A 22,622-nucleotide genomic window follows, 5' to 3' on the forward strand; every position below is an offset into this window, starting at 1 on the left:
ATCTCTGAAAAGTAGTTAGGCTGGACGCATTGTCGTGCGCCTGACACCGGGAAGGAAAATGATGCACAAACCCGCGCAGGCGGCCGCCTCCCCGGGCGTTGATGGCGACGTGATCGCCGTCCGCGGGCTGACCTTCACGTATCCGAGGACCTCCCAACCCGCGCTGCGTGGCATGGATTTCGCCGTCGGCCCTGGCGAGATTTTCGGGTTCCTCGGGCCCAGCGGCGCCGGAAAGTCGACCACCCAGAAGATCTTGATCGGCATACTGCGCGGTCACGGCGGGGAGGTCTCGGTCTGGGGGAGGGACCCCCTGGCATGGGGACCCGACTATTACCAGCGTGTTGGGGTGTCCTTCGAGCTGCCCAACCACTATCAAAAACTGACGGGGTGCGAGAATCTGCGCTTCTTCGCGTCGCTGTACGACGTCGTGACGCTGGATCCGATGGCGCTGCTCGACGCCTTGGGACTGACCGACGATGCCAACACCCGCGTCGGCAAGTACTCCAAGGGCATGCAGATGCGGCTGACGTTCGCGAGGGCCCTGATCAACGATCCGGAGCTGCTGTTCCTCGACGAGCCGACGTCGGGACTCGACCCGGTAAACGCACGCAAGGTCAAGAATATGGTGCTAGACCTCAAGGCCCGCGGCCGCACAGTTTTTCTCACCACGCACGACATGGCCACTGCCAACGAGCTGTGCGACCGAGTGGCCTTCGTGGTCGACGGCAGCATCGTCGCCCTGGACACGCCGAGCGAGCTGAAGATCGCCCGCGGTCAACGGTTGGTCCGCGTGGAGTACCGCGGCAAGAACGGCGGGCTCGACACCGCCGACTTCCCGATGGACGGGCTGGGAGACGATCCCGCATTCCGCACCCTATTGCGCGAGCACCACGTCGAGACCATCCACAGCAAGGAAGCCAGTCTCGACGACGTATTCGTGGAGACCACCGGACGGCGGCTTTCGTGACCCGCCTGATGAGGGCGCTGCGGCTGGAGCTGACACTGCAAGTCCGGCAGAAGTTTCTGCACGCGGCAGTATTCTCGGGACTGATCTGGCTGGCCGTGCTGTTACCGATGCCGGCGAGCCTGCGTCCGGTTGCCGAGCCCTACGTATTGGTGGGTGACGTTTCGATCATCGGGTTCTTCTTCGTCGCGGGCACCGTGTTCTTCGAGAAGCAGGAACGCACACTCGGCGCGGTTATCTCCACCCCGTTGCGGTTCTGGGAGTACCTGTCCGCGAAACTGGCGCTGCTGGTGTCGATCTCGCTGTTCGTGGCGGTGGTGGTGGCGACGATGACGCGGGGTTTGGCATACAAAGTGGCGCCGTTGGTGGTCGGGGTTGTGCTGGGGACACTGCTGATGCTGCTGGTCGGGTACACCTCCTCGCTGCCGTTCGCGTCAATCAGCGACTGGTTTCTGGCGGCGACGGTACCGCTTACGGTGATGACACTGCCGGTGCTGAATTACTCAGGGGTGTGGCCGAATTCGCTGCTTTATCTGATCCCGACGCAGGGGCCGCTGCTGCTGTTCGGCGCCGCGTTCGAGCAGCTTGTACTGCGGCCGTGGCAGCTCGCGTATGCGGTGCTGTACCCGCTGCTGTGCGTGGCGGGATTGTCCTGGGCGGCGAGGGCGATGTTCGATCGCTATGTTGTCGCCCGGACGGGAGGACTGTGATGTCGGGTGTGCGAGCACTGGCCGCGTTCGGTCGCAACGATATTCGCGGCGCCTACCGTGACCCGTTGATGGTGATGATCGTGGTTGCGCCGATCATTTGGACCACCGGTGTCACCGTGCTCACGCCGCGGATCACCAGGATGTTGGCCCACCGCAACGGGTTTGATTTAGTGCCGTATTACCCGCTGATCCTGACCGCGTTCCTGCTGCTGACCAGCATCATCATTTCGGGCGCGTTGGCAGCATTGCTCGTGTTGGATGAAGTCGACGCCGGCACCCTGGTCGCGTTGCGGGTGACGCCGGTCCCGCTGTCGGTCTTCTTCGGCTACCGCGCGGCCACAGTGATGGGGGTGACGACCATCTACGTGGTCGCGACGATGTCATGCAGCGGGATCCTGCAGCCCGGACTTATCGGAGCCCTGATCCCGATCGGATTACTCGCCGGGCTCTCCGCAGTGGTGACCCTCCTGCTGATAGTGGCTATGGCCAGCAACAAGATTCAGGGACTGGCGGCCGTCCGTGCCCTCGGCATGCTCATCGCGGGGCTGCCCTGCCTGCCGTGGTTCATCGACTCCAAATGGAATCTGGCCTTCGGGCTCTTACCACCCTACTGGGCCGCCAAGGCGTTCTGGGTGGCCAGCGACCACGGCAGCTGGTGGCCGTACCTGCTCGGCGGAGTGGCGTACAACCTGGCGATCGCCTGGCCGTTGTTCTGGCGCTTTCTCGCGAAGAACGCGACCGGTGACAGCTAATGCCAGCGCGTACTTTGGCGAGTGTGGACACTGTCGACGTCGTTGTGGTCGGCGCGGGTCCGACAGGCCTGACGTTGGCGTGCGGATTGTTATTGCACGGCGTCTCGGTGCGTGTCGTCGATCGCGCGGCCGGTCCGGCGGTGACATCGCGCGCTAACTTCCTGCATGCCCGCGGCTCGGAAGTACTCGACCGAGTGGGTGCGCTGGGAACCCTGCCTGACCAATCGCTGCGAGCGATGCGGGTTACGACGTATCTCGGCGACCAACCGATCATGAATCTGCAGTTCGGCGACCCTGGGCTGCGCACGGCCGCGCCGCCAATGTTGGTGTCGCAGGCCAAGGTCGAAGGGGCGCTGCGCAATCGGCTGGCCGAGCTAGGCGGTGCCGTGGAATGGGGCCGGCCGCTCAGCGCGGTCGCATCGGATGGCGATGGTGTCACCGCGGAGCTGGGCGGCGGCCGGGCTGTGCGAGCCCAATGGATTGTGGGCTGCGACGGCACCGGCAGCACCACCCGCGCGCTGGCGGGCATTGGCTTTCCGGGCGTGAGGCTCAGCGAGCGTTTTCTGCTGGCAGATGTGCACCTTGATTGGGATGTAGACCGTGGCGGGACGACCGGCTGGCTTCACCGGAAGGGGTTGATCGGTGTGATGCCCATGCCTGACCCGCAGGGACAGAACGACTTGTGGCGGGTAATCGCCTACGACCCGGGAGACGACGAAAAGCCAAGCGAACACACGATTCTCGAACGGCTCCAGCAGATCCTGCCGGAGCGAACCCAGCGCCGGGTACGCCTCGGTGAGGCCGTGTGGCTTTCGCAGTTTTCGGTGCACCGGCGACTCGCCGATACCTACCGTCGCGGCCGGATTCTGCTTGCCGGCGACGCGGCCCACGCCCATGCTCCCTTCGGCGGGCAGGGAATGCTCACCGGTGTCGGGGATGCAGAAAACCTGGCGTGGAAGCTTGCGTTGGTCGTCGCCGGCCGAGCCGCTGATCGACTGATCGATAGCTATGAGGCCGAGCGCCGCCCGTTAGCAACAGAGGTGCTGCGAGGCACCAGCACGATCACCCGGATCAACGTCGCGAACAATCCCGTCGGCCGGTTTGCCCGAGATCGGATAGTGGCGCGGCTGGTCGGTTTGGCGGCCGTGCAGCGTTGGGCGACCTACTCCGCGTCGCAGCTGTGGGGGAGTTACCGCAAGGGGCCGCTGGGCGGGCGGGGCCGAAAGCCGCGCCCGGGTGATCGCATCAGCGATCTGCCGTGCGTCCGCGAGGATGGAGCGATGTCGCGGCTGCACGCCGAGCTGGGCGGTCGTTGGGCATTGCTGGTACCGCACGATCCCGATATGGCGGACGTCGAGGGTGCACAGAATCGGCTCGGGGGCAATCTGGGCGTGCTGAGCTACAAGGGCAAGGACGCGATGCTTGTCCGACCGGACGCGCACCTGGGGTGGCGGGGTGATGCGGAAGACACGGTCGGCCTTGACCGGTGGCTGACCAACGCGTTCGACACCGGTCGAACGCGATAGCCGCCGCGCGCGCAGGCGCATCGCTGCCGTCCTGGTAGTGGGACACCTAGGCCCTCATGCCATCACGAAATACCGCACCCACAGGTACAGCGCGGACAGCGCGACGGAGACGGCGGCGACGACCGCGCCCTTGCGGGTGAACTCCCAAAAGGAGATGGGAGTATCGGCGCGGCGGGCGATTCCGAGCATGACGATGTTGGCGCTGGCGCCGATGGCGGTCAAGTTGCCGCCGAAGTCCGTGCCCATCGCGAGCGACCACCACAACACGCCGGGGTTGGCGTGATCGGTCAGGGCAGGGACCAAGTCGGCCACCACCGGCGCCATCGTCGCGGAATAGGGGACGTTGTCGACGACCCCGCTGATGACGGCCGACGCGACGAGGATGATCATCGTCGCGGCCAAGGTGTTGCCGCCGGTGGCGGAGATCAACACGCGGGCAAGCTGTTCGACGACACCCGTCTTCACCAGCGCCCCGACCATGATGAACAGACCGGCGAAGAACAGCAGCGTGTCCCACTCCACGCTGGACAGGTAGTCGGACGGCTTGAGCCTGGACGCCACGACCAGGATGCCGGCGCCCAACAGCGCCACCGTCGAGGGCTCCATGTGCAGCGGCGCGTGGGCGATGAACGCGGTGAACACCGCCAGCAGGACGACGCCGCACGTGATGAGCAGCCGGGGGTCGCGGATGGCCTCCTTTTCCTCCAGGGACATCACATCGGCGACCCGCTCGGGGTCGACGCTGAACGCTCCGGGAAAAAGGCGCGGCAACAACGCAACCAGGACGCAGAGGACGATGATCACGATCGGCGCCATATGAACGAGGAAGTCGTTGAACGTCAGGCCGGCCTTGCTGGCGATGATGATGTTGGGCGGGTCACCCACCAGGGTCGCCGCACCGCCGACGTTCGACGCGAACACTTCGGCCATCAGGAAGGGCGCCGCGTTGATGGCCAGACGTTCACACACCAGCAGCGTCACCGGGGCGACGAGCAGCACGGTGGTGACGTTGTCGAGCAGGGCCGACGCGATCGCGGTCACCAGGGCCAGCAGGATCATCACGCGCAAGGGGGAACCGCGGGCGCGTTTGGCCGACCAGATCGCCACGTACTCGAACACGCCGGTCTGCCGCAGCACGCTGACGATGATCATCATGCCCAGCAGCAAAAAGATGACGTCCCAGTCGATTCCGGTTCGGTGCGAGTAGAAGACGTCATCGGATCGGATGATCGGCAAGGTGACCACGATCGCCGCCCCGGCCAGCGCCACGAGCGTCTTGTTGACGCGATCGCTGGCGATCAGGGCATAGGCGACCACGAACACCGAGATCGCGATGTAGCTCATCTACTGGCCCGCGGCATCACGGTTTCAGGGCCGCCGCGAGCACCCGCGACGCCGTGATCACACCGACGAGCGTGCCGTCTTTGACCACTGCGACCAGGGGACTGCGCAGTCGCGCCATGAGCGCGGCGACTTCGATGATGGTGTCGTCGCCGTGGGCGGGAGGCACGTCGACCAGATGGTCGGGCAGCACGTCGCGCACTTTTTTGCCGCTCAGCTTTTCCGCGCACCGGTCGGCCATCGACTCGTTGAGCACGCCCGCCAGTGACGGATCGTCCTGCACGTAACGGGGCACGATGAAGCGGACGACCTGGGAGGCGGGCAGCACGGCGTAGGGGCGTCCCGAACTGTCGGTGACCAACAGCCCGGGCAGCCGGTGCTCGGCCAGCATCCGGGCGGCCTCCAGAGCGTCCGCGTCGATGCTGACGACGGGGAAGTCCTCGGCGATCTGCTCGGCGCGCACACTGCGACGATACGTCGGGGGCTGTGGTGTGGCGATGCCGATGCTCATGCGTGCTCCTGGGTCGGAAGAAGACGTGCCGACCAGGCTTCCCGGCTCACCGCGCATTGACGCTACCAAACGTGCGGCACCGGCTGCGTAGACTGTCGGGATGCTGGAACAGATCCGCGGGCCCGCTGATCTGCAGCACCTTTCCGCACATCAGCTCCGCGAATTGGCCGCCGAGATTCGCGAATTCCTGATTCACAAGGTCGCTGCCACCGGGGGACACCTCGGGCCCAATCTCGGCGTGGTCGAGCTGACACTCGCGCTGCACCGGGTGTTCGACTCGCCCCACGATCCGATGATCTTCGACACCGGCCATCAGGCCTACGTCCACAAGATGCTGACGGGGCGTGCCCACGAGTTCGAGAGCCTGCGCAAAAAGGGTGGGCTGTCCGGGTATCCGTCGCGCTCCGAGAGCGAACACGACTGGGTGGAGTCGAGCCACGCCAGCGCCGCGCTGTCCTACGCCGACGGCCTGGCCAAGGCCTTCGAGCTGAGTGGGCACCGCAATCGGCACGTGGTCGCGGTGGTCGGCGACGGCGCGCTCACCGGTGGCATGTGCTGGGAGGCGCTGAACAACATCGCCGCGTCCGGGCGCCCGGTGATCATCGTGGTGAACGACAACGGCCGTAGTTACGCCCCGACGATCGGCGGTATGGCAGACCATCTCGCCACGCTGCGGCTGCAACCGGTCTACGAGCAGGCCCTGGAACGGGGCCGCGACGCGGTGCGGGCGCTGCCGCTGGTCGGCAGGCTCGCCTACCGCGTGATGCACAGCGTCAAGGCCGGCATCAAGGACTCGTTGTCACCCCAGCTGCTGTTCACCGACCTCGGGCTGAAGTACGTCGGCCCCGTCGACGGTCACGACGAACGCGCGGTGGAGGCGGCGCTGCGCCACGCTCGCGGCTTCGGCCGCCCGGTGATCGTGCACGTGGTGACGCGCAAGGGGATGGGCTACGCGCCCGCCGAGGATGACGAAGCCGAGCAGATGCATTCCTGCGGCGTGATCGATCCTCTTACCGGCCAGGCGACCAGCGTGGCGGGCCCCGGCTGGACCGCGACGTTCTCCGATGCGCTCATCGGCTACGCGCGCAAGCGCCGCGACGTCGTGGCCATCACCGCGGCCATGCCCGGCCCCACCGGGCTGACGCCGTTCGGGCAGCAGTTTCCGGACCGCCTGTTCGACGTCGGCATCGCCGAGCAGCATGCGATGACCTCGGCGGCCGGGCTGGCCATGGGCGGGATGCACCCGGTGGTGGCCATCTATTCGACGTTCCTCAACCGCGCCTTCGACCAGATCATGATGGATGTGGCGCTGCACAAGTTGCCCGTGACCATGGTGCTCGACCGGGCCGGGATCACCGGTTCGGACGGCGCCAGCCACAACGGGATGTGGGACCTGTCGATGCTGGGCATCGTGCCCGGCATGCGGGTGGCCGCGCCCCGGGACGCCACCCGGTTGCGCGAGGAACTCGGTGAGGCGCTCGAGGTCGACGACGGGCCGACGGCGCTGCGCTTCCCCAAAGGTGATGTGGGCGAGGACATCCCGGCGATCGAGCGCCTCGGGTCGGGCATCTCGGGTGTCGATGTGCTCGCGGTCCCGGCCAGCGGATGCAACCACGACGTGCTGCTGGTGGGCGTCGGCGCGTTCGCGCGGATGGCGCTGGCGGTCGCCAAGCGGCTGCACAACCAGGGCATCGGCGTCACCGTGGTCGACCCGCGCTGGGTGCTGCCGGTGTCAGACACTGTTCTCGACCTGGCGGCGCGGCACAAATTGGTCGTCACCTGCGAGGACAACGGGGTCAACGGCGGGGTGGGTTCGGCGGTGTCGGCCGCGTTGCGCCGCGTCGAGATCGACGTTCCGTGCCGCGATGTCGGCTTGCCGCAGCGGTTTTACGAGCACGCCTCCCGAGGCGAGCTGCTGTCGGATCTGGCGCTGACCGACCAGGACGTGGCCCGCCGCATCACCGGCTGGGTCGCCGCGCTGGCCAGCAGCGACACCGAAGCGGAGATCCGCGAACACCTGGACTGACCCTTGACGACGACGCGCTAGTCGGCGTTGTCCTGCGCCGCCTGCAGCGCCCGGGCCAGAACGGGATCCACCAACTCGCGCTGCCAGGGGCGGGCCTGCCCGGCGCGCAGAAACGCCTCGACGGCCTCGAAGGGATCGGGCGCGGTCTCCCAGTCCCAGCACAGCCGTCGCACCAGGTCCGGTGAGACCAGGTTCTCGGTGGGGACATGGACCCGCTCCGACACCTCCGACAGCGCCGCGCGCGCGGCCTCCAGCCGGGCGGCGGCCTCCGGTTTGCGCCGGCTCCACCGCGCCGGCGGCGGCGGGCCGTTCGGAGGTTCGGCGTCGGCGGGCGGATTCTTGGTCTGCCGGGCCGCGTCCAGCGCGGCCAGCCACGTCGCGGCACTGCGGCGTTGATTGCGCCCACCGAACACGGGCAACGCGACCAGTTCCTCGATGGTCGTCGGTTGGGCCAGGGCGGCGTCGATGATGGCCGAGTCGGGAAGGATGCGCCGGGGCGCGATGTCGCGGCGCTGCGCGATCCGGTCGCGCGTCAACCACAATTCGCGCACCGCGGCCAGGCCGCGCTGGTCCCGCACCCGATGGATCCCCGACGTTCGTCGCCACCGGTCCGGTCGCACGGCGGCGCCCGGGTCTTTGTATCCCGCATTGCGCAGATAGTCGAATTCCTGTGCGGCCCAATCGGTTTTGCCTTGCCCGGCGAGGACGTCGGCGATCGCCGCGCGCAGCTCGATCAGCAGTTCCACATCCAGGGCGGCGTAATTGAGCCATTCGGCGGGCAGGGGCCGCTTGGACCAGTCGGCGGCGCCGTGGCCCTTGGACAGCCCGAAGCCCAGCAGCCGCTCGACCATGGTGGCCAGGTTCACCCGGTCGAACCCGGCGAGGCGTCCGGCGAGCTCGGTGTCGTAGAGGGCCGGCGGTCGCATGCCCACTTCTTCCAGGCAGGGCAGGTCCTGGTCGGCGGAGTGCAGGATCCATTCGTCGTTGCTCAGCACGTCGGCCACCGGCCGCATGGCCCGCAGCGGGTCGCCGCCATGGCTCACCGGGTCGATCAGCACGGTGCCGGCGCCGGCCCGGCGGATCTGGATCAGGTAGGCCCGGTTGGAGTAGCGGAAACCCGATGCCCGCTCGGCGTCCACCGCGAACGGCCCGCGCCCACGGTCCAGGCGCTGCGCCGCCGCCTGGATGTCGTCAACGCTCACCGAGATGGGCGGGACGCCTTCGGCCGGGTGCGGAAGCGGGGTGGGCGCGGGGTCGGTGCTTGTGTCGCCGGGCGCGCTGCAGCCCGGCCCGTCGGCCGACGGTTCGCCCATGCTAGGCGCGTGACCGCGAGCTCAGGTCGGTGACTCCGGCGGGGGGTAGGCCCGCGGCGTGCTCCAGTACCTCGCAGAACGCCTCGACATGCCCGCCGACCGCGGGCGACATCGCGGTCCATGACGCGCGCAGCTCGAGTTGGTGGGCGCGCGGTGGCCCGGAGATGTCTCCGTAGCGCACCGAGGTGGTCGCGGTGACGGTGCCGCCCAGGGCGACGACTTGCTCCATACGTGACTCCAGTGCCTCGACTAGCCAGCTCCACGCTACTTCGGGCAGCAGCGGGTCGACCGCCTCACTGGGGTCAAGGTCGGCCTGGATGTAGGCGACCATGCGGATGGTGCCGTCCCACGCGTCGGCCCCTTCGGGGTCGTACAGCAGGATCAGCCGTCCGAAGGCGTCGCCGTCGGACCGTTCGGGAATGATTTCGCAGTCGGGATGTTTGACCTCGGCGCCCAGGGCGTAGCTGTGGGGGGCCAGGCGTTGCGGCGGCCGGATGGGACCCAGTTCGATCTCCGGCCGCACGACGACGGCGTTCATGGCCGCCACCGCCTCGCGGAAGGGGGCCGGTTCGGATGAGGTCACTTGCCGTCGCTCCTGTTCATCCCGACCGTTCTGCGTTGTCACGGCACGGGTCACAGGGATCGACGCTAGACCTATCGCCCGACACGCCGCGACAGGCGCGCCGGGTTTCAAACTCGCCGCGATCAAGCCGTTACCAGGACTTCACCAAAGGTATATGTCCAGCTCAGGTGGCAGATCCGCCGGTGAAACGCGCCGGGCGTTTCTCGCGGTGCGCGGCCAGGCCTTCCTGCACGTCGGGGCCGCTGAAGCTGAGGAATTCCAGGCCCACCGATGTCTCGAAGGTGGGGCCCATCATGCGGTACCAGTGGTTGAGGCTGCGCTTGGTCCACTGGATGGCGTTTTGGGCGCCCTGCGCCAGGTTCTCGGCGATGCGGGTGGCGGTGGACAGGACGTCGTCGTCGTCGACGCAGGTGGACACCAGGCCGATTCGTTCGGCCTCCTCGCCGAGCAGGGTCTCGCAGGTCAGTAGGTAGTACTTGGCCTTGGCCATGCCGACCAGCAGCGGCCAGCAGATCGCGGCGTGGTCGCCCGCCGCGACGCCGAGCTTGGTGTGCCCGTCGATGAGCTTCGCCGTGCGGCCGGCCACCGAGATGTCAGCGAGCAGGGCCACCACCAGGCCCGCACCGACCGCCGGTCCCCGGATCGCCGATACGACGGGTGTATCGCAGTTGATCATGTTGTGCACCAGGTCGCGGGCTTCGCGCATGATGCGGATGCGGCCCTCGTATTCGCCGATGGTCTCGGCGATCAGGTCGAAGCTGCCGCCGGACGAAAAGGCCTTGCCCTCGCCGCGGACCAGGACGACGCGCACGGCCGGATCGCGATCGATCACCGGCCAGATGTCGGCGAGGTCGCGGTGCATCTGCGGCCCGACCGAATTCAGCCCCGGGGAGTCGAGAACCAGCGTCAGCACGCCGTTCTCACCGAGCTCGCAGCGCAGGCTTGGGAACTCGTCGTAATTCACTGGGGGCTGGCTGACGGGCATCCGGGCTCCTGACGTTCAAAACGGTTGCGGTCGCGATAGTACGCAGCGGCGTTCGGCGTTCGGCGGTCATGGCAGCATTGAGGCCAATGAACAGGCCAATGAACAACAGTGTGGGCGCGCGCCGCGACCTTCCCGAGTCGCCGTATCTGGCCGCCGCGGGCGGCCGCAAACCCCACCGGATTCCGGTGTGGTTCATGCGGCAGGCCGGCCGGTCGCTGCCCGAATACCGGGCGCTGCGGGCCCAGCACGACATGCTGTCGGCGTGTTTCGACGCCGAGCTGGTCTGCGAGATCACCCTGCAGCCGGTGCGCCGCCACGCCGTCGACGCGGCGATCTTGTTCTCCGACATCGTGGTGCCGCTGCTCGGCGCCGGCATCGACCTGGACATCGTCGCGGGGGTCGGGCCGGTGATCGAGTCGCCGGTGCGCACCACCGCCGACGTAGCGGCGATCAAGCCGCTTGAGCGGCAACGGGTTCAGCCGATTTCCGAGGCGGTGTCGTTGCTGGTGTCCGCGCTCGGCGGTGTGCCGCTGATCGGTTTCGCGGGCGCGCCGTTCACGCTGGCGTCCTACCTGATCGAGGGCGGTCCCAGCCGCCACCACGCGCGCACCAAGGCGATGATGCTGGCCGAGCCCGACAGCTGGCATGCGTTGATGGAGAAGCTGACCGACATCACCGTGGGGTTCTTGCGGGTGCAACTGGACGCCGGGGTGGACGCGATTCAGGTGTTCGACTCGTGGGCCGGGACGCTGTCGCTGGAGAATTACCGCAGCTATGTGCAGCCGCACAGCGCCCGGATTTTCACCGCCCTGGCCGATTACGGCGTGCCGATGACGCATTTCGGGGTCGGTACCGCCGAACTGCTGGGCGCGATGTCGGAGGTCGGCGCGTCCGTGGTGGGCGTGGATTGGCGAACCTCGCTCGCCGAGGCGGCGGTTCGTGTGCAACCCGGCACCGCGTTGCAGGGCAACCTCGATCCCGTGGTCCTGCTGGCGGGCTGGCCGGTGGTGCAACGCGCGGCGCGCGCCGTCGTCGAGGACGGTCGGCGCGCCGTCGACGCCGGGGCGGCGGGTCACGTCTTCAACCTCGGCCACGGCGTGCTGCCCGAAACCGATCCCGCAGTGTTGACCGACCTGGTGTCGCTGGTCCACTCGCTATGACGGCCCGCTCGTATTGCGTTGTCGGGGGCGGGATTTCGGGGCTTACAGCGGCCTACCGGCTGCGCATGACCCTCGGCGACGACGCGGCCATCACCCTGTTCGACCCGGGGGAGAGGCTCGGCGGAATCCTGCGCACCGAGACGGTCGCCGGGGTGCCGATGGACCTGGGCGCCGAGGCGTTCGTGCTGCGTCGGCCCGAGATGCCGGCGCTGCTGAGTGAACTGAATTTGACCGGGCGCCAACTGGTTTCGACCGGGGCCCGCCCATTGGTCTACAGCGGGCAACAATTACGCCCGCTGCCCACGGGCACCGTCGTGGGGATGCCGTCGTCGGCGGCGTCGGTGGCGGGGTTGGTCGACGAGGCGACCGTCGCCCGCATCGACGCCGAACCCTCCCGTGGGTTGGAGTGGCACGCCGGCGACGACCCCGCGGTGGCCGACCTGGTGGGCGAGCGGTTCGGTGACCAGGTGGTGTCGCGGTCGGTCGATCCGCTGCTGAGCGGGGTCTATGCGGGCTCGGCGGCGACCATCGGCCTGCGCGCCGCCGCCCCGACCGTCGCCGCGGCCCTGGACCGCGGCGCCGCGAGCCTGACCGACGCCGTCCGGCAGGCCCTGCCGCCGGCCACCGGCGCTCCGGTGTTCGGGGCGCTCGACGGGGGCTACCGGGTGCTGGTGGAAGAGCTCGTGGCCCGCGCCCGGCCGCGCTGGGTGTACGCCGCGGTGCCGCGCCTCGAGCGCGCCGACACGGGCTGGACGGTGTTCGACGACGCCGGCGCCCGCTGGCCCGCCGACGCGGTGATCTTGGCCGTCCCCGCTCGGGAGTCGTGCCGCCTGCTCGCCGACATCGCCCCGCGCAGCGTCGCCGCCGCCGGGCGCATCGCCAGCGCATCGTCGGTGGTGCTGGCGCTGGCGGTGCCGGGGGACACCGCGTTCCCCGCGTGTTCGGGCGTGCTGGTGGCCACCGGTGAGCGGTTGCGGGCCAAGGCCATCACGCTGTCGTCCCGCAAGTGGGGTGTGCGCGCGGACGTGCAGCTGCTGCGGCTGTCGTTCGGGCGATTCGGTGATCACGTGGCGGCCAGCACCGCGGACGACGAGCTGCTGACCTGGGCGTTGGGCGATCTGTCCACGGTGTTCGGGTTGGCGGTCGACCCGGTGGACGTCCGGGTGCAGCGCTGGATCGACGCCATGCCCCAGTACGGACCGGGTCATGCCGACCTGGTGGCCGAGGTCCGCGCCGGTCTGCCGCCGACACTCGCGGTGGCGGGCAGCTACCTCGACGGCATCGGCGTGCCGGCCTGCGTCGGTGCGGCGGGGCGCGCGGCCGAGCGTGTGATCAAGGCCATCGAAGACTTGGACGCGTAGGTGGCACGATAGGTTTCATGGCCAAGCTCGACTACGACTCACTCAACTCCACGATCCGCTACCTGATGTTCTCGGTCTTCTCCGTGGAGCCCGGTGAGCTCGGGGACCAGCGCGACGACGTGATCGATGAGGCGTCGACCTTCTTCAAACAACAGGAGGAGCGCGGCGTCGTGGTGCGCGGCCTCTACGACGTGGCGGGCATGCGGGCCGACGCGGACTTCATGATCTGGACGCACGCCGAACGCGTCGAGGCGCTGCAGGCCACCTACGCCGATTTCCGTCGCACCACGGCGCTGGGGCGGGCGTGCTCGCCGGTGTGGAGCAGCGTCGCCCTGCATCGCCCGGCCGAGTTCAACAAAAGCCACATCCCGGCGTTCCTGGCCGGCGAGGAGGCCGGCGCCTACATCTGCGTGTATCCCTTTGTGCGGTCCTATGAGTGGTATCTGCTGCCCGACGAGGAACGCCGTCGCATGCTCGCCGAGCACGGCATGGCGGCCCGCGAATACAAGGATGTCCGCGCCAACACGGTGCCGGCGTTCGCGCTCGGCGACTACGAGTGGATCCTGGCCTTCGAGGCCCCCGAACTGCACCGCATCGTCGATCTGATGCGCGAACTGCGCGCCACCGACGCCCGCCGGCACACTCGCGAGGAGACGCCGTTCTTCACCGGCCCGCGGGTACCCGTCGAGCAGTTGGTGAAAGCCCTGCCATGACAACACCATTCGATCCGACCGATCCCACCCGCTTCGAGCAGATGTACCGCGACGAGCGGACGTCGCACGGGCTGCCGGCCGCCACCCCCTGGGACATCGGCGGCCCGCAGCCCGTGGTCCAGCAGCTGGTGGCGGTTGGCGCGATCAAGGGCGAGGTGCTCGACCCGGGCACCGGCCCGGGACACCACGCCATCTATTACGCCTCGAAGGGTTATTCGGCGACCGGCATCGACGGCTCGGCGGGCGCCATCGAACGCGCCCGCGAGAACGCGCAAAAGGCCGGGGTGTCAGTGAATTTCGAGCTGGCCGACGCGACGAAGCTGGACGGTTTCGATGGTCGTTTCGACACGGTGGTGGATTGCGCGTTCTATCACACTTTCGGCACCGAGCCCGAGCTGCGAAGGTCCTACGTGGAGGCGCTGCGCCGCGCGACCAAGCCGGGCGCGCGGCTGTACATGTTCGAGTTCGGCGAACACAACGTCAACGGCTTCAAGATGCTGCGGTCGTTGTCCGAGAACGACTTTCGCGACGTGCTTCCGGACGCCGGTTGGGAGATCACCTATCTCGGCCCGACCACCTACCAAATCAACATCAGTGCTGAGTCCATCCAGATGATGGCCGCCCGCAATCCCGACATGGCCGACGAGGCGGAGAAGTTGCTGGAACGGTTCCGCGCGATGGAGCCCTGGCTGGACGGCGGCTGGGTGCTTGCGCCGTTCTGGGAAGTGCACGCCACGCGGGTCGACTGACGCCGCTCCCGCGCCGCCCCCGCCTCGCTTGGGCGTCGCCCCCGCCCGCTCAGTCCCAGCCGTCCCATCCGTCACCGGCGGAGGATAGTGCGCTTGTGCCCGCCTCTCAGCGACAATCGGGGTGCCCGGCCCGCGGCGAGCCCAGTTGTCGCTGAAAGGCGGGCATTTAGCCTGTCCCGACTCCGCGGGACCCCTGAGGCGTAAGGGAAATACCGAGGCGCGGGGCTACTCCCCGGCCGGCGCCAAACGCAAGCAGACCGAGTTGATGCAGTACCGCTGGTCCGTCGGCGTCGGGTACCCCTCACCGGCGAACACGTGGCCCAGGTGGCTGTGGCAGTTCGCGCACAGCACCTCGGTGCGCGTCGCGCCCAGCGAATGGTCGGGCCGCAGGATCACCGCATCGGAGTCCGCCGGGTCGAAGAACGACGGCCAGCCGCAGTGCGACTCGAATTTCTCTGTGCTGCGGAACAATTCGGCGCCGCAGGCGCGGCACTCGTACACGCCTTCGGTCTTGGTGTCGGTGTATTCACCGGTGAAGGGCCGCTCGGTGCCGGCCTGGCGCAGCACCTGGAACTCTTCTGGGCTGAGTTTCTTGCGCCACTCGTCGTCGCTCAGTTGCACCTTGGGCTGCGACACGTCGGGGGAGGTCATGCATCCACGCTAACCCTAATTGTGCTGACCCGCTGCGCCCGGCTCCGCCGCGCTTGCGATCACCGCGGGGCTCAATGGAGGTGACCCGCTGCGCCCGGCTCCGCCGCGCTTGCGATCACCGCGGGCTCAATGGAGGTGACCCGCTGCGCCCGGCTCCGCCGCGCTTGCGATCACCTCACGCTCACGCTCGGCCGTCAGCCACGCCGGATCGATACCGTCCTCCAGCCGGTTCTCGGCCTTGGCGTCCAGGAAGCGGAAATACAGCACCGTAAACGTGACGATCAGCAGCAGCGACCAGCCGTAGGTGATCTTGAGGTACTCCAGCGCGCGGCCCCATCGCATCCAGTTGAACAACAGCCAGCGGTCAAGGGTCATGAAGCCGTAGATCCCCAGCCATGCGGGCCAGCTGCGGATCAACGAGTTGGGCAGCACGACCGTCATCAGGAAGGGGAACAGCATCATCGAGTAGTAGCCCTGGGCCAGCGACGACACGAGGAACGACCACAGCAGCAGCACGCCCGCGGAGTTGGTCAACCAGAACCGCGGGTCCCGGGTGCGGTAGTGGCGGTACAACAGCCACAGCGCCCCAATCGCCAGCAGCGTGAACAGGATTCGCAGGAACACGATCAGCCAGGTGGGCAGGCCGAAGTACACGCCGTTGCCCTCGATCGAACTGTTGAAGTAGTCGCGGGTGCCCAGGAAGTACGGCACCGTGCGGGTGACGAAGTCCATCGGGTCACTGACCAACGGCCAGGCGGCCGCGTTGACGACGACGGGAATCACGAAGGCGGGCACCAGCGTCCGCCACTGACGGTTCAAAAGCGGCAGCAACAGCAGCGGGGCCAGCACCGGTTTGAGCGTCAGCGTCAAACCGATCGCCACGCCGGCCCACCACTGCCGGCTGACCCGGCCGTCCAGCAGCCAGCGCAAAAACAGCATCTCGGCGAGCAGCACACAGCCGTTGATGTTGGTGAACACCAGCGTGTTGGTCACCGTCTCGGTGCAGAACATCGCCAGCAGCAGGGCGGGCGCGGCGACCGAGGACAGCGTGTAGTTGAACATCCGCAGCAGCAAATACCAGGCGCCCAGGATCGCCAGGGTGTTGATCAGGATGAACAGGTACCGCGACGGATACTCGGGCAGGAATCCGAACGGGGCCATCAGCAGCGTGCCGCCGGGCGGATACAGGTAGTGCGGATCGACGTAGTCGAAGTGCTCGTTGTAGATGTCCCAGCCGCGCCGGAAGTTCACCACCGCCCGGTAGACGGGTTTGTAGTCGTCGGTGATGTTGCCGTTGGTGGTGATGACGATGCTGCGGTGCAGCACCGAGAAGATGGCGATCGGCCACAGCGCGGACCGCAACACGCTCGCCACGCTCGGTGCGCCGGTGCGGGGACGAAAGGCGGCCAGAAGCCACTCACGCGAGCCGGTTCGGGTCGATTCAGCTGCCGTCACCAGCGCACCGTACACCGGCGCGCCCGGCTCGCTGAAAGCAGCATCGAAGCAGCATCAGGCCGGGCAGTAGGTGTCGGTGTTGGGCAATTTGCCGCTCTTGAGGTAGCCGATCAGCGGCGGAACCGCGCAGCCCGAATAGATGCTGGCGCCGTGGCCGATGCCCTGCCACATCACCCGCTTGCTGGCCGCGTTGGCGTTGATGATGGTGGCCGCGGTCGCGGCGACCCCGTCGGTCCCCACGATCGGGTCGTGCTGCACACCGAGCAGCAGCACGTCGACCTTCAGGGTCTTCGGTGAGGGCGGCGGCGAACCGGTGGGCCAGTGCACGCACTTGACCATGTTGAGCGCGGCGACGGTGCCGAACTCCGGGTAGAGCTTGCCCCACGCGACGAACAGCTCACGCACCCGGTCCGGGGTGGGGCGGTTGACCGCATCGCTGCACACGTTGACGAACTGACCGTCGGAGTCCTGCGTGGTGTTGGCGTGGTTGATCAGGTTGTTGAGCCCGTTGGTGTCACCGGAGCGGGCGGCCGCCAGCGCGTTGGCCAGGTCGGTGGTGGCGTTGACGCGGCCGCCGGAGGGAAAGCCCAGCGCGACGGTGATGGCGTTGGCGAGCTGTGCCACCGACGCGCCGCCGGGGCCCTTGCCGGCGCGGGCGTCGGCCAGCAGAGCGCTGACGGCGCCTTTCGGGTCCGCGCCCAGCGCGCAGTTTACGGCGATGCACTGGGCGGCGAAGGCGTCGAGCGCGGCCTGCTGACCCTTGACCTGTTGCTCGGCGGCGGCTTCGGCGTTGGTGCCCAACGCCACCGGGGAGTCCAGGATCAGGCGGGCGACCTTGTCCGGGCGCGATCCGGCGTAGGCCAGCGCCACCTGCGCGCCGTTGCCGATTCCGATCAGCGCCAGGGCGGGCACGTCCCACGTCGTTCGCAGCCGCTCGATGTCGGAGGCGGCGTGCGCGTCGTCGTACGCGGACGCGCCCGGGGCGATGGCGTCGGTGCAGTTGGTGGTGGCGGTGTTGGCGACCTCGGACAGGTTGGCCACCGGGTCGTCGCCGGCCTGGAACTGCGACTGGTCGCGCATCTCTTGGCGGTCGAACTTGTCGCGGCAGTCGATGGCGCTCGACAGGCCGATGCCGCGCCGGTCGACGGCGACGATGGGGTGGGCGGCCAGCACGTCGGCGCCGGCGCGGGACAGCCAGATCGGCAGTTGCGCCGACGACGGCAGATCCGAGCCGGTGGTGAAGACCAGCGGCCCGGCGTCTTGGGGCGTCTGATTCGCGCGGGCGCGCACCACGCCGATGCTCAGGCTGCCGCCCCCGCCGTTCACCGGGTCGAGGTCGGAGTCGAAGCTCGCGCAATCCAGCCGGACGCCCGGGGCGGCCTGAACCCCCGCGTCGGCGAACACCCGCGAGGTGCAGTCGTGCCACGCCAAGTCGTTTTTGGGTGCGGCGATCGGGGGTGGGCCGCCGGGCGCCGGCTTCGAGGTGGCCGCACCCTGCGGCCGCGCACCGGAATTGGTGGCAAAGCGCGGGTTGGCGGCCAGGCCCGGGACGCAGCCGGCCAGCAACGCGGTCACCGCAACCAGGATCGTGGCGCACGTGTACGGCCGACTCATGCCGACCACAGTAGCTAGGCCCTGACGTAGCGGGTGTAAAGGTAGCCGGCGTCGTCGGTCAGGACATGGGCACAACGCATCCCGGTGAGCTGCTGGCCCGGGCCGGCCGCGATGCGTCGCGCCTGGCCGCCGACGATGTAGGGCGCGATCGTCAGGCACAGCTCGTCGAGCATGCCGCGATCGATCAGCGAGCCGAGTAGCATCGGGCCGCCCTCGGTGAGGATGCGGCGCAGCCCGCGCGCGCCGAGGGTGGCCAGCAGGGCGGCCTCGTCGACCTTCTCGGGATCGCTACCGGAGCAGTCGAGGACCTCGCACAAGCCGCTGAGCAGCCGCCGCGTCTGCGCCGCCGAAGCGGTGCAGGTGAGCACCAGGGGCGGCACCTCGGTGCGGGTGAACACGGCCATGTCCCGGTTGAGTTGGCCCGACTTGGTCACGATCGCCAACGGCGGGACCTCGCTTTGTCCGCGGGCCTGCCGGTGCTGACGTTGCGCGACGCTCAGCTGCGCCCCGGAGTAGCCCTCGATCCGCACGGTGCCCGCGCCCACCACGATGACGTCGGCGAGTTCACGCAGCAGGTTGAAGATGAACCGGTCGCCCGGGCCACCCATGGCCCCGCTGCTGCCGCCCGAGGTGGCGCCGCCGTCGACGCTGGTGATGAAGTTCGCCCGCACCCAGGTGCCCCGTTGTTCGGCACCGTGCTCGGGATAGCCGTACATCCGGGGGAGTTCGCCGTCGTCGAGTTCGCGCACCGAGCCGAGCAGCGACAGTGGCGTCTCGGGCATGGGTCTGATTGCAGCACGCCGCTACAGTTCCTGCATGCACGGGTCCACCTCCGCGGGCGCTTCGCGCGGTGTGGCTCGCCTGGTGGACCGGCATCCGACCGTGTCGCCGGAGCGGCTGATCGCCCAATTGAGGCCGCCCCCGACGTTCGCCGACGTGAGCTTTGCGACGTACCAGCCGGATCCGGCCGAGCCGACACAGGCCGCCGCGGTCGTGGCGTGTCAGGACTTCTGCCGGCAGGCCGCACAGCGCCGCGCGGGCAGGCGAAAACTGTTGGGACGACGGGAGGTTCTACCCGGCGTCGGGCTGTACCTGGACGGCGGGTTCGGGGTGGGCAAGACGCACCTGCTGGCGTCGGCGTATTACGAGCTGCCCGGCCAGGGGCCGGGCCGGACGCCGGATGGCCCGGCCCCCAAGGCGTTCGCGACCTTCGGCGAGCTCACCCAGCTCGCCGGGGTGTTCGGCTTCGCCGAATGCGTCGACCTGCTGGCCACCTACACCGCCGTCTGCATCGACGAGTTCGAGCTCGACGACCCGGGGAACACCACGCTGATCGCGCGGCTGCTCTCGTCACTGGTCGAGCGCGGGGTGTCGGTGGCCGCCACCTCCAACACGTTGCCCGAGCAGCTCGGCGAGGGCCGCTTCGCGGCACAGGACTTCCTGCGTGAAATCAACACGCTGGCAAGCATTTTCACCACCGTGCGGATCGAGGGGCCCGACTACCGGCACCGCGGTCTGCCGCCGGCCCCGCAGCCCCTGTCCGACGAACAGGTGGCCGAGCGCGCCGCGCAGGTCGGCGGGGCGACGCTCGACGACTTCGATGCACTGTGCGCGCACCTGGCCACCATGCACCCGTCGCGGTACCTGACGTTGATCGAGGGGGTGAGCGCGGTATTTGTGACCGGCGTGCACGGGATCGACGATCAGAACGTCGCGCTGCGGTTGGTGTCGCTGACCGACCGGCTCTATGACGCCGGCATTCCCGTGGTGGCGTCGGGCACCAAACTGGATGCCATCTTCAGCGAGGAGATGCTGGCCGGTGGATACCGAAAGAAGTACCTACGCGCCACGTCCCGGCTCCTGGCGTTGACCGCGGCGGCTAGCCGAGCTCGCGAACCATGACATAGTCGTGTTCCAGGTGAGCGCCGAGCTGAAACGTCCTGGTGCCCTCGATCCTGAAGCCGCACTTGGCGTAAAAGCGTTGTGCGCGTGCGTTTCCCTGATTGACCCCCAGCCACACGCGGGGCGCGCCCCACTGCCCGGCGGTGGCCAGGGTAGCCTCCATCAACGTCGTCGAAACCCCGCCGCCGTGATGCGCGGGCAGCACGTAGATCTTCGACAGCTCGGTGGCGCCGTCGGCGGGGCCGCGAATCAGCATGGCGTAACCGATGATTCGGCCGCCCAGCGCCGCGGTCAGGATCGCGCGGCGCGGATCGGCGAGGTACTCCGCGAAGCGTTCGACCGACAGGTTGGCCTCGACGAACGACGCGATGTCCTGCGGGGCCGCCGTGGGCGGGCAGGCCAACGGAAAGGTTTGTGCCGCAAGGCTGGCCAGCTCTGCGGCGTCGGTGGAATCCGCCGCGGCGACGTGGACGGTCCGGATCAAAGATTCCACTGGGCGAGGTGATAGCCCGTCTTCTTGTCCAGCAGGACCACGGTGGAGACGGGGTCGCGGTAGGCGTCCCAGTACACGCCGCCGCGCACGATCGCCCCGTTCGGCGCGTTGACGATCACGCTGTCCAGCGCGTCGGGCGCATCGGAGGCGCGCGGCTTGTAGGCGTCGGCGTTCGGGGTCACGCCGTTGAAACTGAAGATGGTCGCCATGACGTACGGATTGGGCACCCGGATCGCGCGAATGGTCACGTCGGCGCGCTCGACGGAGCTGCCGGGGAAGCCTTTATAGGTGCCCTCGCGCGTGTAGCCGAATCCCGGCGGCGGGTCGCAGGGGGCGACGCCGCTCACGGTGACGTCCGCGATGAACGTGCCGGTGTCCACCCGCAGTGTGTCGCCGATGTGGCCGATCGGCGCGTCACCGGCCCACGCGCGGGGGACCGGCACGACGGCGGTGATGCTCGCAGCGGCAACCAACAAGGCGGACACCGATACCAGCCAGCGGCGCATCTTCGCCATGTCTTGCCTCCTTGGCACCGTTGCGGGGGACCTTCGCATGATCGCACACGCGGTAGTGCCCGAGGGAGGGGTCGGCCGCACCGGTCAGCCGTCTCCGTCGGCGTCCGGGGCAACGCTTTTGCCGCCGCCGAGCGATTCCAATGCCTGGATCAGATCCGCCTCGACCCGGTCTTTGTCGACGCCGCATCGGTGCAGCGGCCCCTGGCTGGCGGGGCCGGTCTCGAGCTCGAGCAGCGCCAGCAGTTGGTGCTCGGTGCCGACGTAGTTGTGGCCGAGCCGAAGGGCCTCGCGCACGGTCAATTCGAGCGCCTTGCGCGCCGGTCCGCTGAACGGGATGAGTTCGGGCGGTTGATCTTCCACGCGTAGCGCGGCGATCGACGCGGCCGCCGCGTCGCGCAGCGCCTCGATGTCGATCTGTTGCAGGCGCAGCAGCACCGTGGCCAGAGCGGCCGCATCGGCGAGGACCCCGATCAGCAGGTGGTCGGGGGTGATCTCGCTGTTGCCCGCTTCGTGCGCGGCGTTCTGGGCCGCGACGACCGCGCTCCGCGCCCGCGGCGTGAACCGCGCAAAACCTTGGTCGGGGTCCAGGGTGGCGGTCTCGGCGCGGGGGACGAATCGCTTCTGGGCGGCTTGTTTGGTGACGCCCATGCTTTTGCCGATGTCGGTCCAGGACGCTCCGGAGCGGCGGGCCTGGTCCACGAAGTGGCCGATCAGGTGGTCGGCGATCTCGCCCAGGTGCTCGCCGGCCAGCACGGCGTCGGTCAGCTGATCCAAGACGTCGGGGTGTGTCGTCTTGATCGCGTTGATCAGCTCGTCGAGGCGGATCGGATAGGCGATGCGGGTGGGATCGGGCATGTCGTCAACGGTAGGTTGACGACCCATGGCTGTCAACCGATGGTTGACGGCTCAAAGTCAGGAGATGCGCGGGCGCGATCCCTCTGGGAGAATCGGTGGGCCATGAAGCTCCTGCTCGCCCTGTCGGGCCTCGCCGTGACGATCGGCCTGGCCGTGCCGGCGCACGCCGACGGCACCGACGACGCGTTCATCGCGTCGCTGCACGCGGCCGGCATCAGCTTTGCCGATCCGGACAAGGCCGTCGGGGCGGGCAAATGGGTGTGCGACACGGTCGGTCAGGGAACGCAGATGCCCGACGTGGTCAAGACGTTGCTGTCCAAGAACTCCGCGCTGAACGAGGACAAGGCCAACCAGTTCGCGGCCATCGCCGCCAACTCGTACTGCCCGAACGCCATCACGGCGATCACGCACACCCCGTAGCGGCGTCGAGATGCCAATTCCCG

Annotated in this window: 23 protein-coding genes; 11 read left to right on the top strand and 12 right to left on the bottom strand. The window is 68.4% G+C overall.

Annotated features, from left to right (window positions below; all coding sequences use genetic code 11):
• Positions 1–61 precede the first annotated feature (61 nt).
• From A5775_RS17450 to A5775_RS17465, 4 genes are read left to right on the top strand one after another with little or no spacing between them, the layout of a single operon-like run.
• Entirely contained in the window at positions 62–967 is a 906-nt protein-coding gene (locus tag A5775_RS17450; RefSeq protein WP_067255197.1) for an ABC transporter ATP-binding protein, read from the top strand.
• Positions 964–1,674, top strand: coding sequence for a fluoroquinolone transporter permease (locus tag A5775_RS17455; RefSeq protein ID WP_067255116.1), 711 nt, complete (start codon positions 964–966; stop codon positions 1,672–1,674). Before A5775_RS17450 ends, A5775_RS17455 begins: the two co-directional genes overlap by 4 nt.
• Entirely contained in the window at positions 1,674–2,426 is a 753-nt protein-coding gene (locus tag A5775_RS17460) for a fluoroquinolone transporter permease (protein WP_067255118.1), read from the top strand. Before A5775_RS17455 ends, A5775_RS17460 begins: the two co-directional genes overlap by 1 nt.
• Complete coding sequence (locus A5775_RS17465) at positions 2,426–3,952, top strand: FAD-dependent monooxygenase (RefSeq protein WP_067255120.1); 1,527 nt, start codon at positions 2,426–2,428, stop codon at positions 3,950–3,952. The genes A5775_RS17460 and A5775_RS17465 overlap by 1 nt, the downstream gene beginning before the upstream one ends.
• 54 nt (positions 3,953–4,006) lie before the next feature.
• Here the strand turns inward: A5775_RS17465 and A5775_RS17470 are convergent, their stop codons facing one another.
• Positions 4,007–5,296 (bottom strand): SLC13 family permease, encoded by a 1,290-nt coding sequence (locus A5775_RS17470; protein WP_067255123.1) that lies wholly within the window; start codon positions 5,294–5,296, stop codon positions 4,007–4,009.
• 16 nt (positions 5,297–5,312) lie between these two features.
• Positions 5,313–5,756: a CBS domain-containing protein gene (locus A5775_RS17475; RefSeq protein ID WP_067255200.1), complete on the bottom strand. Its 444-nt coding sequence runs from the start codon at positions 5,754–5,756 to the stop codon at positions 5,313–5,315.
• Between the two features lie 148 nt (positions 5,757–5,904).
• Between A5775_RS17475 and dxs the strand changes: the two genes are divergently transcribed.
• Positions 5,905–7,830: a 1-deoxy-D-xylulose-5-phosphate synthase gene (dxs, locus tag A5775_RS17480; RefSeq protein ID WP_067255125.1), complete on the top strand. Its 1,926-nt coding sequence runs from the start codon at positions 5,905–5,907 to the stop codon at positions 7,828–7,830.
• Positions 7,831–7,847: 17 nt separating this feature from the next.
• On the opposite strand, the gene A5775_RS17485 is transcribed toward dxs, so the two are convergent.
• The 3 genes from A5775_RS17485 to A5775_RS17495 all read right to left on the bottom strand — a co-directional run bounded on the left by A5775_RS17485 (position 7,848) and on the right by A5775_RS17495 (position 10,711).
• On the bottom strand, positions 7,848–9,143 hold the full coding sequence (locus tag A5775_RS17485) for a ribonuclease D (protein WP_067255127.1): 1,296 nt from the start codon (positions 9,141–9,143) through the stop codon (positions 7,848–7,850).
• Between the two features lies 1 nt (position 9,144).
• Positions 9,145–9,768 carry a DUF3000 domain-containing protein gene (locus tag A5775_RS17490; protein ID WP_082953064.1) on the bottom strand — a complete coding sequence of 208 codons (624 nt, stop codon included), beginning with the start codon at positions 9,766–9,768 and terminating at the stop codon, positions 9,145–9,147.
• Between the two features lie 121 nt (positions 9,769–9,889).
• A complete protein-coding gene (locus A5775_RS17495) occupies positions 9,890–10,711 on the bottom strand; it encodes an enoyl-CoA hydratase/isomerase family protein (protein ID WP_014382911.1) in 822 nt (273 codons plus the stop codon).
• 110 nt (positions 10,712–10,821) lie between these two features.
• On the opposite strand from A5775_RS17495, the gene hemE reads away from it, so the two are divergent.
• Genes hemE through A5775_RS17515 form a run of 4 tightly spaced genes read left to right on the top strand, consistent with a single transcriptional unit; the run spans position 10,822 to position 14,694 of the window.
• Complete coding sequence (hemE, locus tag A5775_RS17500) at positions 10,822–11,871, top strand: uroporphyrinogen decarboxylase (protein WP_197512687.1); 1,050 nt, start codon at positions 10,822–10,824, stop codon at positions 11,869–11,871.
• Complete coding sequence (locus A5775_RS17505) at positions 11,868–13,232, top strand: protoporphyrinogen oxidase (RefSeq protein ID WP_067255133.1); 1,365 nt, start codon at positions 11,868–11,870, stop codon at positions 13,230–13,232. The genes hemE and A5775_RS17505 overlap by 4 nt, the downstream gene beginning before the upstream one ends.
• A gap of 17 nt (positions 13,233–13,249) precedes the next feature.
• Positions 13,250–13,945 (top strand): hydrogen peroxide-dependent heme synthase, encoded by a 696-nt coding sequence (hemQ, locus tag A5775_RS17510; protein ID WP_067255137.1) that lies wholly within the window; start codon positions 13,250–13,252, stop codon positions 13,943–13,945.
• Positions 13,942–14,694, top strand: coding sequence for a class I SAM-dependent methyltransferase (locus tag A5775_RS17515; RefSeq protein WP_067255141.1), 753 nt, complete (start codon positions 13,942–13,944; stop codon positions 14,692–14,694). The genes hemQ and A5775_RS17515 overlap by 4 nt, the downstream gene beginning before the upstream one ends.
• A gap of 225 nt (positions 14,695–14,919) precedes the next feature.
• Here the strand turns inward: A5775_RS17515 and msrB are convergent, their stop codons facing one another.
• From msrB to A5775_RS17535, 4 genes are all read right to left on the bottom strand, one after another.
• On the bottom strand, positions 14,920–15,345 hold the full coding sequence (gene msrB / locus A5775_RS17520) for a peptide-methionine (R)-S-oxide reductase MsrB (protein WP_067255145.1): 426 nt from the start codon (positions 15,343–15,345) through the stop codon (positions 14,920–14,922).
• Positions 15,346–15,471: 126 nt separating this feature from the next.
• The gene (gene aftC / locus A5775_RS17525; RefSeq protein ID WP_067255149.1) at positions 15,472–16,815 is read right to left on the bottom strand and encodes an arabinofuranan 3-O-arabinosyltransferase; all 1,344 of its coding nucleotides are present in this window, start codon (positions 16,813–16,815) and stop codon (positions 15,472–15,474) included.
• A 39-nt stretch (positions 16,816–16,854) separates the two neighbouring features.
• A complete protein-coding gene (locus tag A5775_RS17530; protein ID WP_067255152.1) occupies positions 16,855–18,414 on the bottom strand; it encodes an alpha/beta hydrolase in 1,560 nt (519 codons plus the stop codon).
• 14 nt (positions 18,415–18,428) lie between these two features.
• Complete coding sequence (locus tag A5775_RS17535; RefSeq protein WP_067255155.1) at positions 18,429–19,196, bottom strand: pyrimidine reductase family protein; 768 nt, start codon at positions 19,194–19,196, stop codon at positions 18,429–18,431.
• Here A5775_RS17535 and zapE point away from each other — a divergent pair.
• The gene (gene zapE / locus A5775_RS17540) at positions 19,195–20,316 is read left to right on the top strand and encodes a cell division protein ZapE (RefSeq protein ID WP_156660751.1); all 1,122 of its coding nucleotides are present in this window, start codon (positions 19,195–19,197) and stop codon (positions 20,314–20,316) included. The genes A5775_RS17535 and zapE overlap by 2 nt on opposite strands.
• On the opposite strand, the gene A5775_RS17545 is transcribed toward zapE, so the two are convergent.
• The 3 genes from A5775_RS17545 to A5775_RS17555 all read right to left on the bottom strand — a co-directional run bounded on the left by A5775_RS17545 (position 20,294) and on the right by A5775_RS17555 (position 22,179).
• On the bottom strand, positions 20,294–20,809 hold the full coding sequence (locus tag A5775_RS17545) for an N-acetyltransferase (RefSeq protein WP_067255162.1): 516 nt from the start codon (positions 20,807–20,809) through the stop codon (positions 20,294–20,296). The two genes, zapE and A5775_RS17545, sit on opposite strands and share 23 nt — an antisense overlap.
• A complete protein-coding gene (locus A5775_RS17550; RefSeq protein WP_197512691.1) occupies positions 20,797–21,315 on the bottom strand; it encodes a hypothetical protein in 519 nt (172 codons plus the stop codon). The genes A5775_RS17545 and A5775_RS17550 overlap by 13 nt, the downstream gene beginning before the upstream one ends.
• Before the next feature lie 93 nt (positions 21,316–21,408).
• The gene (locus A5775_RS17555) at positions 21,409–22,179 is read right to left on the bottom strand and encodes a Clp protease N-terminal domain-containing protein (RefSeq protein ID WP_067255170.1); all 771 of its coding nucleotides are present in this window, start codon (positions 22,177–22,179) and stop codon (positions 21,409–21,411) included.
• A gap of 102 nt (positions 22,180–22,281) precedes the next feature.
• On the opposite strand from A5775_RS17555, the gene A5775_RS17560 reads away from it, so the two are divergent.
• Positions 22,282–22,599 carry a DUF732 domain-containing protein gene (locus tag A5775_RS17560; RefSeq protein ID WP_067255174.1) on the top strand — a complete coding sequence of 106 codons (318 nt, stop codon included), beginning with the start codon at positions 22,282–22,284 and terminating at the stop codon, positions 22,597–22,599.
• Positions 22,600–22,622 lie beyond the last annotated feature (23 nt).

Origin of the sequence: Mycobacterium sp. 852002-10029_SCH5224772 (assembly GCF_001667315.1) — a bacterium.
In the GTDB taxonomy this organism is placed as follows: domain Bacteria; phylum Actinomycetota; class Actinomycetes; order Mycobacteriales; family Mycobacteriaceae; genus Mycobacterium.